13 protein-coding genes and 1 pseudogene are annotated in these 14,115 nt (G+C 44.1%); 13 read left to right on the top strand and 1 reads right to left on the bottom strand.

Translation table 11 applies throughout. The features are described 5' to 3' along the window. The 8 genes from AC075J_RS05545 to AC075J_RS05510 form a co-directional block, all read left to right on the top strand. A partial coding sequence (locus tag AC075J_RS05545) for an exopolysaccharide biosynthesis polyprenyl glycosylphosphotransferase (protein ID WP_476390119.1) occupies positions 1-948 on the top strand: 948 nt, incomplete at its 5' end. Positions 949-950: 2 nt separating this feature from the next. Continuing rightward, the gene (locus AC075J_RS05540; RefSeq protein WP_055200260.1) at positions 951-1,715 is read left to right on the top strand and encodes a glycosyltransferase family 2 protein; all 765 of its coding nucleotides are present in this window, start codon (positions 951-953) and stop codon (positions 1,713-1,715) included. Between the two features lie 328 nt (positions 1,716-2,043). Then, the gene (locus AC075J_RS05535) at positions 2,044-3,402 is read left to right on the top strand and encodes an acyltransferase family protein (RefSeq protein WP_055060165.1); all 1,359 of its coding nucleotides are present in this window, start codon (positions 2,044-2,046) and stop codon (positions 3,400-3,402) included. Positions 3,403-3,637: 235 nt separating this feature from the next. Further along, complete coding sequence (locus tag AC075J_RS05530) at positions 3,638-4,945, top strand: adenylyltransferase/cytidyltransferase family protein (protein WP_055054128.1); 1,308 nt, start codon at positions 3,638-3,640, stop codon at positions 4,943-4,945. After that, a complete protein-coding gene (locus tag AC075J_RS05525; RefSeq protein ID WP_055200258.1) occupies positions 4,942-7,368 on the top strand; it encodes a LicD family protein in 2,427 nt (808 codons plus the stop codon). The genes AC075J_RS05530 and AC075J_RS05525 overlap by 4 nt, the downstream gene beginning before the upstream one ends. Before the next feature lie 24 nt (positions 7,369-7,392). Continuing rightward, positions 7,393-8,553, top strand: coding sequence for a LicD family protein (locus AC075J_RS05520; protein ID WP_118569422.1), 1,161 nt, complete (start codon positions 7,393-7,395; stop codon positions 8,551-8,553). Between the two features lie 11 nt (positions 8,554-8,564). Then, positions 8,565-10,307: a thiamine pyrophosphate-binding protein gene (locus AC075J_RS05515; RefSeq protein WP_118569423.1), complete on the top strand. Its 1,743-nt coding sequence runs from the start codon at positions 8,565-8,567 to the stop codon at positions 10,305-10,307. A gap of 148 nt (positions 10,308-10,455) precedes the next feature. Then, a complete protein-coding gene (locus tag AC075J_RS05510; RefSeq protein ID WP_008705382.1) occupies positions 10,456-11,193 on the top strand; it encodes an SDR family NAD(P)-dependent oxidoreductase in 738 nt (245 codons plus the stop codon). Between the two features lie 84 nt (positions 11,194-11,277). Here the strand turns inward: AC075J_RS05510 and AC075J_RS05505 are convergent. Next, a pseudogene (locus tag AC075J_RS05505) lies at positions 11,278-11,439 on the bottom strand (DUF6783 domain-containing protein); the annotation flags it as partial. A 212-nt stretch (positions 11,440-11,651) separates the two neighbouring features. On the opposite strand from AC075J_RS05505, the gene rpmG reads away from it, so the two are divergent. The 5 genes from rpmG (at position 11,652) to rplA (ending at position 13,844) form a co-directional block, all read left to right on the top strand. Then, on the top strand, positions 11,652-11,801 hold the full coding sequence (gene rpmG, locus AC075J_RS05500) for a 50S ribosomal protein L33 (protein ID WP_025578252.1): 150 nt from the start codon (positions 11,652-11,654) through the stop codon (positions 11,799-11,801). Between the two features lie 52 nt (positions 11,802-11,853). After that, positions 11,854-12,063: a preprotein translocase subunit SecE gene (gene secE / locus AC075J_RS05495; protein ID WP_008705380.1), complete on the top strand. Its 210-nt coding sequence runs from the start codon at positions 11,854-11,856 to the stop codon at positions 12,061-12,063. A 15-nt stretch (positions 12,064-12,078) separates the two neighbouring features. Further along, complete coding sequence (gene nusG, locus AC075J_RS05490) at positions 12,079-12,594, top strand: transcription termination/antitermination protein NusG (protein WP_008705379.1); 516 nt, start codon at positions 12,079-12,081, stop codon at positions 12,592-12,594. Positions 12,595-12,664: 70 nt separating this feature from the next. Then, on the top strand, positions 12,665-13,090 hold the full coding sequence (gene rplK, locus AC075J_RS05485; RefSeq protein WP_008705378.1) for a 50S ribosomal protein L11: 426 nt from the start codon (positions 12,665-12,667) through the stop codon (positions 13,088-13,090). A gap of 61 nt (positions 13,091-13,151) precedes the next feature. Then, the gene (rplA, locus tag AC075J_RS05480) at positions 13,152-13,844 is read left to right on the top strand and encodes a 50S ribosomal protein L1 (RefSeq protein WP_008705377.1); all 693 of its coding nucleotides are present in this window, start codon (positions 13,152-13,154) and stop codon (positions 13,842-13,844) included. The last annotated feature ends 271 nt before the right edge of the window (positions 13,845-14,115 follow it).

Genomic DNA, 14,115 nt, shown 5'->3' with positions numbered 1-14,115 from the left:
GGGGACGACCTGATCCATAAGATGAATTCCCGAAAGGACAAATATGACATCAGCGGCAAGGTACACATCAGTGTGGGAGAAGAAAAAATCCATCAGATGATGCAGGATTATGATGGCGTGATCATCTGGGATCTGCATTCAACAGAGAGAAACCGTTATCTGAAATACTGTTTTGCACATTCTGTCCGATGCTATGTGAGTCCGAAGATTTCGGACATCATTCTTATGGGAAGTGAACGCATCCATCTTTTTGACACACCGCTTCTGGTATCCAGAAATATGGGACTGGCAGTAGACCAGCGTGCTGCAAAGAGAGTTATGGATATTCTGATCTCAGGGATCGGCATTATAATCACTTCACCGATCATGCTGATCATAGCGACTGCGGTAAAAGCATACGACAGAGGTCCGGTGTTTTATTTCCAGGACCGTCTGACATTGGGTGGAAAGCCCTTTAAGATCTGTAAATTCCGCAGTATGTGCGTAGATTCAGAGAAAAACGGTGCAAGACTGGCATCCAAGCATGATTCCCGTATCACACCGGTAGGTCATGTGCTGAGAAATCTTCATCTGGACGAGCTTCCCCAGCTTTTTAATGTATTTAAGGGAGATATGTCTCTGGTAGGTCCGCGCCCGGAACGTGAAAGTATCATGCTTGAGTATGAGAAAGAGCTTCCGGAATTCTATTATCGTCTGAAAGTTAAAGCAGGTCTTACCGGATATGCGCAGGTCTATGGTAAGTATAATACAACGCCTTATGACAAATTAAAGCTGGATCTGTTTTATATTGAGAATTATTCCTTCCTGCTGGATATCAAGCTGATCTTTATGACAGTCAAAATCTTTTTCCAGAAAGAAGTATCTGAGGGAGTAGATGACAGACAGGTAAATGCGTTGAAGGATTCCGGGAAAAACGCCGGAGTGTCAGAGAATAAAACGGAGGAATGACCATGAATAAACCGCTGGTATCTGTGATCATGCCGGTTTACAACGGAGAGAAATATATTAGAAAGGCTGTGGAATCTGTCTATGAACAGGAAGTTTCGCTGGAACTTCTGGTGATCGATGACGGTTCCACAGACCATACAGAGGAAGTCCTGTCTGCCTATGAGGGCAGAGAGGACTTTCGATATATTAAGAATCAACAGAATATGGGAGCTGCAGGCTCCAGAAACAGAGGAGTCGGGCTGGCACAGGGAACCTACATTGCTTTTCTGGATGCAGATGACTGGTGGGAGCCAGGCAAGCTGAAAGAACAGCTGAAACGTCTGGAAGAGACAGGATACGTGCTGTGTTCTACAGGGCGGGAACTGATGAAAGCAGACGGAAGCAGTACAGGACGGACAATCCCTGTAAAAGAGAAGATCACCTACAGAGAACTTCTGAAACATAACAGCATCAACTGTTCTTCTGTGATACTCAGAAGGGATGTGGCGCGAGAGTTTCCCATGGAGCATGACGACAGCCATGAGGATTATATCACCTGGCTGAAAATCCTGCGAAAATACGGCTGTGCTGCCGGAATCAACAAACCATATCTGAAATATCGTCTCAGCGAAGGCGGCAAATCCAGAAACAAACTGAAATCAGCAGCCATGACTTACAATGTCTACAGATACGCCGGTTACGGCAGGATCAGAAGCTGTATTTTTTTCTGTTCTTATGCTGTACATGGAATATGGAAATATTGCTACTGTTCACTTCGTTCACAGTAACGTAGCCAAAATTCATTCCAGATTGCCTGCGGCAATGGAATTTTAGCTTGTATGTCTCGGGATTTTGGCATATTCATGCCAAAACACCTCGCGGGATAGTGGTGTGTGAACAGTAACAAAATATTTCCATTGACCGAAATGTTAAGTTTCTATTCCATAAATCGTAAAAATATGTTATGCTTGTTGCAGTAAATATGACTTTGCGGTTAATTGCCCGTTACATTGCTGTGCGTTTTTTGTCTGCCGGTCATCTGAAGAATCTGGCAGAATGGGGTTGTATGTTCACACAGCAGAAGTCAGAAATATGATTAGAGGATAGTACTTAAACATGAAAATAAAAAAAGAGAGAGCGGCGGTGCCGTACTCCTGCCTGATCGATAACATTAAAGTTTTGCTTATCTTTCTGGTAGTATTTAACCATATTATTGCATTTAACCTTGTAAAGGTAGACACTGTAGTGAGATATGTGTGGTATGCGATTACGATTTTTCACATGCCTGCATTTGTTTTTATTTCAGGATATCTGTCAAAGAAACCTCAGAATGTGCTGAAGAATTTTAAGAACCTGCTGATCCCTTATGTTCTGGGATATACCTTAACCTGGTATTCACAGATATGGCTGGGCAGATCCGTAGATTATGAGATACTGCGTCCTACCGGAAGTGTCATGTGGTATATACTGGCACTGTTTATTTACCGCCTTACCATTGAGGCCCTGGGTAAGATCAGATTTATTGTTCCGCTCAGTATCCTGTTCGCATTATGGGCAGGAACCAGACCGGAATTTACCACATTCCTGTCATCATCAAGAATCGTGGTATTTTTCCCGTTCTTTGTTGCGGGGTATCTCTGGAAGAGTGAATATATCACAGCAATCCGTAAATTTAAGGGAAAATGGATCCTGGTGGCAATCTCCGGAGTCCTTTTGTGGGCGATACCGAATTATATGATCCCAAATGAAATGGGAATTGCTATTTTCCGAGGTAATCATGGATATCAGCTCTGTGGCCTGACGGATCCTCAGGGAGTGATCCTCAGACTGCTGATGTATCTGGTATCTTTCGTAGTTGTCTATACGATGCTTGCGTTAGTGCCGGACATCAAACTGCCACTCACCTATGTGGGACGACATACAATGGGAATTTATTTCTTCCATTATCCGATCATGATCATTATGAATGGTTTATATATCCTGATGCTTCCGGCAATGAACAATGTATGGGTGCTTCTGGGAGTATCACTGGTATTTGTACTTGTACTGGGAAGTCTGCCTGTGGATCTGCTCTATACGGGTGTTCTGAATCTGATCGCATTTATCCTGATCAAGAAGGATAAGACAGTCAGAGATGAAGGTCTGGAAGAAGAGTATGACAGCGAATATGATGAATATGAACTTCTCAGAAGAAAGAAAGCCATCGCAGAGCTTGCGGCAACGCTTGATTCAGAGAGTGAGCAGGACGAACATGTGGAGAAAGTAAATATGGACGAGGATACACCGGATCATACTTCTTCCGACAGTCATGAAGGCTTCAGCAATGTGGCCGGCATGGAGCTGGAGATTGAAGAAGATAATCTGGATGATATCCCTGATGAACTGATCAAAGGGGAAGAGGAGCTTTCGCTGGAAGACCTGATCCAGGAACTGGAAGCTACTACCAGAACGATGGACGACAATAAAGAACCATAAACACAAAGGAAGAGTTTTGAGATACAAAAACAGTATTTCAAAACTCTTCTTTTTGTAAAGTTAATGCGAATTTAACATTTTTGTAACGGACAGGTGACGGAAGTTGGGAAGTATGATATAATCAAAGTATCTATCGTATGGAGGTTACTGTGAACGGAGTGAACAGTAACGTATGGAGCAGGAAAACTGTTCGGCAAAATAAGAATATTTTTTTCAGGGGAGTTATGACGAAAGAATGAAGAGAGTAATCACATATGGCACTTTTGATCTTTTTCATAAAGGCCACTACAATATTATCAAAAGAGCAAAAGCACTTGGTGATTATCTGATCGTAGGTGTCACAAGTGAGAGCTTTGACATTGAGCGGGGCAAACTCAATGTGCGGGACAGCCTCATTAAGAGAATCGAGAATGTGCGAAGGACGGGGCTGGCAGATGAGATCATCATTGAAGAATATCAGGGACAGAAGGTCAATGACATCATTAAGTATGATATTGATGTCCTGGTGGTAGGATCTGACTGGAGAGGGAAATTCGATTACCTTAAGAACTACTGTGATGTAGTTTATCTGGAAAGGACCAAGAATATTTCCAGTACAAAGCTTCGCAGTGAAGGTGTTATCTTTAATATGGGAATCGTGACGGATGACATCCGGGATAATGATTTTGTGGAGGAATCCAAATATGTCAGCGGAGTTCATGTGGAACGTGTATTCAGCGAGGATCACGAGACTGCACAGAGATTCTGTGATAAATATGAGTTAGGTTCCTGCTGGAACAGCTATGATGAATTTCTGGCAGATGTAGATATTGTTTATATCAAGACATCGCTGAACCGGAGAGCAGAATATATTGAGCGAGCGCTGAAAAAAGGAAAATATGTGATCAGTGATTCGCCCATGACACTTTCCTCAGAGAAACTGCGCTACCTGTTTCAGGTGGCAAGGGAGAACAATGTGGTTCTCATTGAACGGACCACACTGGTCTACCTGCGGGCGTTTAATCAGCTGGTATGGCTGGTACACAGTAACCTGGTGGGAGATCTGGTAAGTGTCAAATGTGCAATCTCCCAGGATGATTTTGAGGGCGGCAGGACTTTTAATGAGACGGTCTGCACAGCTATCTGCGCAGTACTGAAACTGCTGGGAAAAAAATGCCAGGATATCAACACCAATGCGGTCCGCAATCAGGAAGGCCGTTTTGTATATGATATGATTTCCATGAAATACGCCGGTGCACTGGCGACTATTGAGATCGGAACAACGGTTGACATTGAGAATGAACTTGTGATCATCGGAAGCAACGGCAGGGTAACTATCCCTAATGACTGGTGGAACACCGGATACTTTGAAGCCAATATTTCAGGAAAAGAATTTCTGAAAAGGTACAGCTTTAACTTCGAGGGAAATGGTTTCCGCTATCTGCTGCAGGAGCTGATGATCATGATCAGAGACAAACGGACAGAATGTACCCGGCTTTTCTATGATGAGTCGGTAAGAATAATAGAAATTTTGGAAACAATCAACAGAAAGGACAATTCATGACGGAGAAACAGAAATACCTCCTGAAGCTTTTCAGGGAGGTTGATGAAATCTGCAGAGAACATAACCTCAGATACGTGCTGGCAGGAGGCTCCCTGATCGGAGCTCTCAGACATGAGGGATTTGTTCCCTGGGATGATGATGTAGACCTTTATATGCCACGTCCGGACTGGGAGAAATTCATAGAGATATGCAAAACAGAACTCCCGCCTGACAGAGAGATACAGTGTTCGGAGGTGGACAGAAACTATACAAATTCATTTCCGCGCTACGCATCCACCAATACCTGTGCCATCCATAAGAGCCAGATTATCGGGAAGGACTGCGGCGGAGAAATCATAGACATTCTTACACTGGATCCTGTTCCGGCTGACGACAAAGAATACGAGAAATATAGAACACACATGATGATCTACTCAGATCTTATCAATATTTCCGTAGGTTACAGTGACCGCTGGGAGATACCTGCATCCATGTATCTGAAGTATCTTCTTTCTTATATTTTTCTTGGTAAAAAAAGAACACTGGCAAAGCTTGAGAAGATCATGTTCTCTTATAAAGAAGAGGAATGTGACCGTTATGCCATGCGTTGGGGCGGCTGCCCGTTTCTTTTTGATAAGGATATGATGTTCCCTGTAAAGGATGGCATCTTTGAGGGAAAAAAGGCAATGATCCCAAATAAGTGCAGTGACTATCTGATCTGGCATTATGGAGACGAGTGGTCATATATGCCTCCTCATGATAAGAGGGAGGGTCATGTAGCAGTGTGTGTAGATGATCTTCCTTATCAGGAGCTACGTGAAGAATACATGCCGAAGATCAATAAGGAAAGATTGCGTTGGGACAGTGTGTTCCGAAAGTTCTACAATATGCGCATTGCGAAAAAAAGCCATAAGGTCCGCCAGGATGGGCTTGCAATGAAAGCCCGCGCTGTTGCACTGGACCTGCAGAGAGCGATCGATGAATCAGGACTTAAGATCAGTGAGCTGGTGGAAAGCAGATCTTTCCGTAAGCTGAGTGCACTTTTTGGCTCTTATTATAAGAATCAGCTTAGTGCTGACTTTATCGGAAGAGAAGACTATACCAACATTTATGCTTTTTATCATCCAACACTTGTGGAGATACCTGACGATGTATTCTATGCGGCAATGCTTACTCTGTTTTATACAGAACGTGTGTCAAAGGCATATCGGATGATGCAGGTCCGTCAGCAGCTTGACCATCTGAGTCCTGAGATGGAGGGACTGAAAGAAGATATTGAGTTTTTCAGGAAAGCTGCGGATCATTATGAATTCCATCGGATAAAGGAGGCAGAACAGATCGTCAATGAGCTTCTGAAGAAATATCCGGGACATCCGGGATTTATGAAATTTAAGTGCAGGTTTCTGATGGAGGATGCGGGAGAGAACCGGGTCGAAGCAGAACGTTTTCTTGATAAGGCTCTTAAGATGTTTCCTGAGGATGGTTATTTCCTGAAATATAAGGCAGATATCCTCTGGATGGATGGCGAGATGCAGAAAGCGGCAGAGCTTTATCTTCAGGTAAAGAATAAGACAACTAACGGAATTGTATGGATGGAGATGGATAGATTCTTCAGAGGATACAAATCTGAAATCCTGAAAAGCTGTGAAGAGCTTATTGCAAACCACAACAAGAAGGAGGCTCTCGCATTGATGGAGTTGTGGAGTCGTCTGATACCTGAGGATGATGATATCCAGGGAGCATTATATCTGGCAAAAACAGTGTGTGCACGTACGCAGAGCGAGATAGAGAAAGAAATCGGTGAAATTCGGGCTGTGATCGGCACACAGATGATCACGCCAGTCAGTGTGGAGAAAAATCCGGGAAAAAGCAGAAAACAGATAAAATCAGATAGAACATCAGATGAAACATCGGCTGATGATGTGAATAAAAAAGTATCAGATCCGTCAGCAGAAACTGAAGAAGTTAAAGCGCCGGCGGATATACAGGTTAAAGTTTCAGAAGAACATAAGATGTACAGGAAAGCTCTTACAAGAGCATGGAAGCGGCTGGGGTATTCCGATGAGCTTGCAGAACTGCGCACCCAGATCATCTGTACAGGTGAGGAGAGCGAACTGGAGTGGCTTGCAGAACAGGTACGAAACCGTCAGTTTCGCAGAGAAGAGAAAGCCTGCGCTTATAAACTGGTGGGTGATGTCAGGATGAAACAGGGACAGACCAGGGAGGCTTTTGCAAATTATAAGAAAGCACTGGAATATGAGATGCCTTCTTATGTAAGAACAGAGCTGTACCGTATTTTTATCAATGATCTGAACGATGGCAGCAGACAGGCGAAAAGCTTTGGAAAGAAGACGGATATTACAGTTGTGCTTGATAAATGGCTTGATAAATATGAAAGTATTGAAGATATTAAGAAGATCGTGCAGACTGTAACTGTTAAGTGACATCAATAGAAATGGAGTAAAGAGTTGAACAAAAAACAAAAGGTGATTTTATCATTATTACAGGAAATCGATGAAATATGCCGCCGGAATAAAATAGAATATTACCTCTCTCCACGACTGACACTCTGCGCAGTGGAAGGGCATCCTTTCCCACAGAATCCCATGTTTGGAGTTGTGCTGATGAAAACAGCGGATATGGAACGGTTCCGTCTGGCTGTGGATGAAGATCCAAGGGAAAAGAGAGCACTGGAATCCATGAAGAGCCACAAATGGTTCTCAGGATTTTATCTGAGATACACCAATACAGATACTCTGTGCCTGAATCTGGACAACACCAGAGACTACGCATTCCCGGGAATAGGAGTCAATATTTTTCCGCTCAGAACGCCGGTAGCTTCTGTAAAAGCAGAACGCAGATTATCCAGAGATGAGAATGCATGGACAGAGCTCTGTCATATCAACTATGCAGATAGAAATTTCAGGAGCAGGGTGAACCGTACAATTATGCGGCTGCAGTGCATGATAACCGGGCGCCAGGGACAGGCTGCACATTTGTATGACAGGCTTGTCAGATCCTGCCAGCAGCCCGGAGCAAATAAATATATCCTCAAAAGAAGAAAACAGACTACCATTTTCCCTGCAGAAATTTTTGCGGAGAGTAAACGTGTCACTCTGGAAGGTGCAGAACTCCAGGTTCCGGCAAAAACCGCAGAGTATCTTACCATAAGCTATGGAAAGAATTATAAAGATGCAAAGGAACCCCGCTATGTGACACCCATTGCGCTGGTGGTCAGTGCGAGGGTAAGCTATACACAGTTCTGGAAAGAATCCGGAAACTTTGAGAAATACTGTAAAGAGCGAATGAAAAATGCCCGCAAACTTGCCAGAAGCAGGCGGCACAAAGACTACTTCAACGAATGCTGGGATTATGTAGAGTTCTGTGGGGAGCGCCTGAATCTGAGTGTTTCCTATGAGAAGCAGAAAGACTACATTAAGAACTTGTATAAGAATGAAGATTATATGACACTTGAGAGGGTATTTCGTCCCTATTTCAAGATGATGCAGAAGAGTCTGCAGAAGAATGAACTCTTTGCAGAGGACGAAGAGATTTTTGACATCTATGTAGACGTACTGGAGAAAACAGGAAAGACAGTACAGAGAAGTAAGATCGGCACGCTGATCTGACGGGAGGGAACATGAAACTTTCAGATTATATTGTTACGTTTTTGCAGAAAAAAGGAATCCGCCATTTCTTTGGATACCAGGGAACGATGATCGCACATCTGGTAGATTCCATTGAAAGAAATCCGGAGACAGAGAATCATTCCAGTTACAATGAACAGGGGGCAGCTTTCGCAGCCTGCGGATATGCACAGGCGAAGGAAGAATGTGCCTGCGCCTATGCTACCAGCGGACCTGGAGCCATCAATCTTCTGAGTGGTGTGGCAGATGCCTATTATGATTCCCTGCCTGTGATCTTTCTCACAGGACAGCTGAACACTTATGAGTATTCAGGAATCAAGGGGCTGCGTCAGCAGGGATTTCAGGAGACAGATATTGTGGCAATGGCGAAACCGATCACCAAATATGCTGTCCAGATACGAAACCCTGAGGACATTGTGGAGGAATTAAATAAAGCATACCATATTGCAACCACAGGACGCAGAGGACCGGTGCTTATCGACCTTCCCATGAATATCCAGAGAAGTGAAGTGGAGAATCCGGTCTATGACATGACTTTTGAGGACAAACATACAGATGCAGCTGCAGCACAGCAGGCGGCAGATACGATTCTGGAAGCACTGGAACAGGCAAAACGTCCGGTGATCATGCTGGGCCATGGCGTGGACAGCAGCTTCAGCCAGCAGAAACTGATCCGCTTTGCACAGAAGAGACAGATTCCGATCATCACCAGCGTTCTGGCGAAATCAGTTCTGGGATACGACCATCCGCTGAATTTCGGGTGCATCGGCGGTGCCTATGGACACCGTTATGCAAATATGATCGCCAATGCAAAAAGCGATCTGCTTCTCTGTTTTGGCATTTCTCTGTGTACCAGGCAGATCGGAACCAAAGTACATGAATTTGCCAGAGGTGCAAAGATCATACGCATAGATATTGATCCATACAATCTTCAAAGAGATATCCATGAGAATGGTATCAATGAAGTGAAGCTGCAGGCAGAGACAGGTGCAGTAATCGATTGTCTTGCAAAAGCAGCAGCTCCGGATACAGAGAGGATCAGTGACTGGCTGAATGTCTGCACAGAGATTAAGGAAAATCTTCAGGCAGTTGATGATGCCACGCCGGAAAGATATCCGAACCGTATGATTGCAGACCTCAGTGATATGCTGGAGGATACCTCCGCGATCGCAGTGGATGTAGGACAGCATATGGTGTGGAGTTACCAGTCATTCAAGAATCATGAAGGACAGAAACTTCTCTTCTCCGGCGGACATGGAGCTATGGGCTACGGGCTTCCGGCAGCTATCGGAGCGTATTATGCAACCGGAAAACCGACCGCCTGCATCTGCGGAGACGGTGCACTCCAGATGAATATCCAGGAACTGGAGTGGGTGAAGAGAGAGAATCTTCCTGTTAAGATCATGGTTATGAATAATGAAGCACTTGGCATGATCCGTCACCTACAGAGAGATTATTTTGACTGTCTGTTCGCAGGAACCACAGACGGCTGCGGTTTTGCTTCTTGTAATTTCGCAGAGGTGGCAAAGGCTTACGGCATTCCCGCACTGAGAATGCTCTGCGATGCAGTCAGAGAAGAATCACCGGAATTTCTGGAAGGGGAAGGCCCGAAACTTCTGGAAGTTATGCTGGAGCATGGAACTTTTGCATATCCCAAGACCTGTCTGGGTGAACCAATCCATAATCAGCAGCCATATGCACCGAAGGAAGTTTATGACAGACTGATGGAATTGTAGGAGTGAAGAATATATTTCGGTAATGTGGAATATATAATATAGAAGGAATTTTTTTGCAGGCAGTCCGTTTTATGGAAGTGGGGAGACTCCCGCATGACAGAGAGCAGATCTGTCTGTATTATAGATGAATAAAAAGAGGGAATATAAAATGAGCAAGGTAACAGTGATCACAGGCGGCACCTCCGGAATCGGACGCGGTATTGTGGAGAAGATACTGGCAAATTCAGCAGAAGATGATCTGATCTTTGCCACTTACGCTCACAATGCATATAAAGCCAATGAATTCTGGGACAGCCTGAAACCGGAAGACCAGGAGAAACTTATTATTCTGAAAGCGGACATGTCTTCCTATGACGATATGATGAATTTCGTCGGAGAAGTAAAAGAGAAAGCAGGACATGTAGACTGGCTGATCAGCAATGCGGGAATCAGCACTTACGATAAATTTCAGGATTACACTTTCGAGGAATGGAATAAGATCGTAAATACCAACCTGTCTGTACCTGTATTTATGGTCAAAGAATTTATGCCTGTTATGACAGAGGGCGGAAGAGTACTCTTCATGGGTTCCTATGCAGGGCAGCAGGCATACTCCTCCTCTCTGGTATACGGCGTGACCAAGGCTGCCATCCACTTCCTTACCAAATCGCTGGTAAAGGAATTTGAGCCAAAAGGCATCACAGTCAATGCCATTGCCCCTGGTTTCATCCAGACGCCCTGGCATGAGAACCGCACACCGGAAAGCTACGAACGCATCAACCGCAAGATCGCACTGCACAGATTCGGTGAGATCAAAGACGTGGCAGATATGGCGTACAGTATACTTACCAATAACTACATGAATGGAAGTATTGTAGATATCCATGGAGGATATGATTACTTCTGATAAAGTTCAACAGAAGAAAAATATTTCTGGAGAGCTAGAGCGTGTCTGAAAAAGGCTTTCTGCAAGATGTGCGTCACAATTTGTGGGATATTTTGCCCGGATGAGGGCGCCGTAGCGGGCTACGGCAACTGAATTCGGGTGAAATATCCCGCAAAGTGGGGCGTGTAGATTGCGGGAATGATTTTTCAGACACACTCTATGGCAGATTGAAGAAAAGGATATGGGTATTTTCAGAAGAAATACCATACGGCGTCGGATAGCTGCGTTTCCTGTAAAAAATATGCGATGAAATATAGGCATAAATAATAAGAAAAGACTTGACTTAGGCATGCCATGTGTGATAAACTTGACAAGCGACATGGAAGTTAGGTCTTTTTTTTATGCCCGAAAAGATGACGGATACATCGTCCGGCATGAGGAAAATGACCATGCAAATGAAAACACTGGAGGTGGAAGTTGTGCGCGTTAAGATTACATTAGCATGTACCGAGTGCAAGCAGCGTAACTACAATATGACTAAGGAGAAAAAGAACCATCCTGAGAGAATGGAAACTCAGAAATATTGTAAGTTCTGCCGCAAACACACTCTGCATAAGGAAACAAAGTAATCCAAGGTAACTGGACGAAACAGTTACTCACAGAGAATTGTGAGGTCAGGCTATGCAAGGAAATGAAAAATCTGCTGGCAAGAGCCAGAAGAAGAGTTGGTTTCAGGGACTTCAGTCAGAATTCAGGAAGATTGTCTGGACAGACCGCAATGAACTGATTAAGCAGACTATCGTGGTAGTTTGCGTGTCGATCGTGCTTTGCGTACTGATCAGCGTCATGGATTCATTTATTCTCGAAGGCATTAATCTTTTAATGAAATAAGGATAAGGTGATTGTATGTCAGAAGCGAAATGGTATGTTGTTCATACTTATTCCGGGTATGAGAACAAAGTAAAAGTCGATATTGAAAAAACCATCGAAAACAGACACCTGGAAGACCAGATCCTTGAAGTTCGTGTTCCGCTGCAGGAAGTGGCTGAGCTGAAAAACGGGGCTCTGAAACAGGTTCAGAAGAAAATGTTTCCTGGCTATGTACTTCTCAACATGGTTATGAATGACGATACATGGTATGTTGTCCGTAACACCAGAGGTGTGACAGGCTTCGTTGGACCAGGGTCCAAGCCGGTACCGTTGACCGAGGAAGAGATGCTTCCTCTTGGTATCAAGAAAGAGGAAATTCAGGTCGATTTCGCAGAGGGTGATACAGTTGTTGTCACAGGCGGTGCCTGGAAAGATACCGTTGGTGTTATCACTGCCCTTAATGTGCAGAAACAGACAGCAACGATCAATGTTGAACTTTTCGGCCGCGAAACGCCGGTAGAAATTAGTTTCGCAGAAATCAAACAGATGTAACAAGCAAAGGTAACAATATCGTGGGAGGGACCATAAACCCCCGCCAATACCACATAGGAGGTGCCGAAAAATGGCAAAGAAAGTAACAGGATATATCAAATTACAGATTCCGGCTGGTAAAGCAACTCCAGCACCACCTGTAGGTCCAGCTCTTGGACAGCACGGTGTAAATATCGTTCAGTTCACAAAAGAGTTCAATGCAAGAACAGCAGATCAGGGAGACTTAATCATTCCTGTAGTTATCACTGTTTATGCAGACAGAAGTTTCAGCTTCATAACCAAAACTCCGCCGGCTGCAGTTCTTCTTAAGAAAGCTGCTAAGATCAAATCCGGTTCCGGCGTACCGAACAAGACAAAAGTTGCTAAGGTTACTAAAGCTCAGGTTCAGGAAATCGCTGAACTTAAGATGAAAGACTTAAATGCAGCATCCCTTGAAGCAGCTATGAGCATGATCGCTGGTACTGCAAGAAGTATGGGAATCGAAGTAGTTGATTAATTTTAATATTAAATAGTAAGTGGGAGGGCGTTCCCCGCAAATACCACAGGAGGTTATAGAAATGAAACGAGGAAAGAAATACGTGGAAGCTGCTAAAGCAGTAGACCGCGCTACATTATATGATACCGCAGAAGCTATCAGCTTAGTTAAAAAAGCTGCAGTTGCTAAATTTGACGAAACTATCGAAGTTCATATCCGTACAGGCTGCGATGGACGTCATGCAGACCAGCAGATCCGTGGTGCAGTAGTTCTGCCACATGGTACTGGTAAAAAAGTTCGTGTTTTAGTATTCGCTAAAGATGCTAAAGCTGAAGAAGCAAAAGCAGCAGGTGCTGAATTCGTAGGAGCTGAGGATCTTATTCCGAAGATCCAGAACGAAGGATGGTTAGACTTTGACGTTGTTGTTGCAACTCCAGATATGATGGGTGTTGTAGGTCGTCTTGGTCGTGTACTTGGACCGAAAGGTTTAATGCCAAACCCGAAAGCTGGTACAGTAACAATGGACGTTACTAAAGCAGTTCACGATATCAAAGCAGGTAAGATTGAGTACCGTCTTGATAAAACCAACATCATTCATGTTCCGGTTGGTAAAGCATCCTTTACAGAGGAACAGTTAAGCGACAACTTCCAGACGCTGATCGATGCTATCGTTAAGGCTAGACCAAGCACACTGAAAGGTCAGTATTTAAAGAGCGTTGTTATTGCTCCGACAATGGGACCTGGTGTGAAGATCAACCCGATGAAATTAGCATAATAGATTTTAGCAATTTAAGACTCCCGGGGATTCTCCGGGGGTCTTTTTGCGCTTCTTTAGGTGGCGGGTATGGGGACGCGCAGGAAAATATTTGTTTTCTGATACGGCTGCGGAGGCAGGAATACTAAGCTTCCGGAAATTTGCTAAAACCATGCCGGAAAAATTCAAACTCGCTTCGCTCAGACAGTGAATTTTTCCAGCATAACGCAAATTCCCGGAAGCTAAGTATTGCTACACCTCCTGTAGATGTATCAGAAAACAAATATTTTCC

The organism is Blautia sp. ZXY-1-C6 (assembly GCF_056339875.1).
Note: the sequence above shows the minus strand (reverse complement) of the source record. Positions and strands in the feature narration are given on the sequence as shown.

What these genes read in the sequence shown, in the direction of transcription:
- rplK (WP_008705378.1), top strand. Translation starts at nt 12,665, where the DNA reads ATGGCAAAGAAAGTAACAGGATATATCAAATTACAGATTCCGGCTGGT.
- secE (WP_008705380.1), top strand. Translation starts at nt 11,854, where the DNA reads ATGCAAGGAAATGAAAAATCTGCTGGCAAGAGCCAGAAGAAGAGTTGG.
- nusG (WP_008705379.1), top strand. Translation starts at nt 12,079, where the DNA reads ATGTCAGAAGCGAAATGGTATGTTGTTCATACTTATTCCGGGTATGAG.
- AC075J_RS05510 (WP_008705382.1), top strand. Translation starts at nt 10,456, where the DNA reads ATGAGCAAGGTAACAGTGATCACAGGCGGCACCTCCGGAATCGGACGC.
- AC075J_RS05515 (WP_118569423.1), top strand. Translation starts at nt 8,565, where the DNA reads ATGAAACTTTCAGATTATATTGTTACGTTTTTGCAGAAAAAAGGAATC.
- AC075J_RS05535 (WP_055060165.1), top strand. Translation starts at nt 2,044, where the DNA reads ATGAAAATAAAAAAAGAGAGAGCGGCGGTGCCGTACTCCTGCCTGATC.
- AC075J_RS05530 (WP_055054128.1), top strand. Translation starts at nt 3,638, where the DNA reads ATGAAGAGAGTAATCACATATGGCACTTTTGATCTTTTTCATAAAGGC.
- AC075J_RS05525 (WP_055200258.1), top strand. Translation starts at nt 4,942, where the DNA reads ATGACGGAGAAACAGAAATACCTCCTGAAGCTTTTCAGGGAGGTTGAT.
- rplA (WP_008705377.1), top strand. Translation starts at nt 13,152, where the DNA reads ATGAAACGAGGAAAGAAATACGTGGAAGCTGCTAAAGCAGTAGACCGC.
- AC075J_RS05540 (WP_055200260.1), top strand. Translation starts at nt 951, where the DNA reads ATGAATAAACCGCTGGTATCTGTGATCATGCCGGTTTACAACGGAGAG.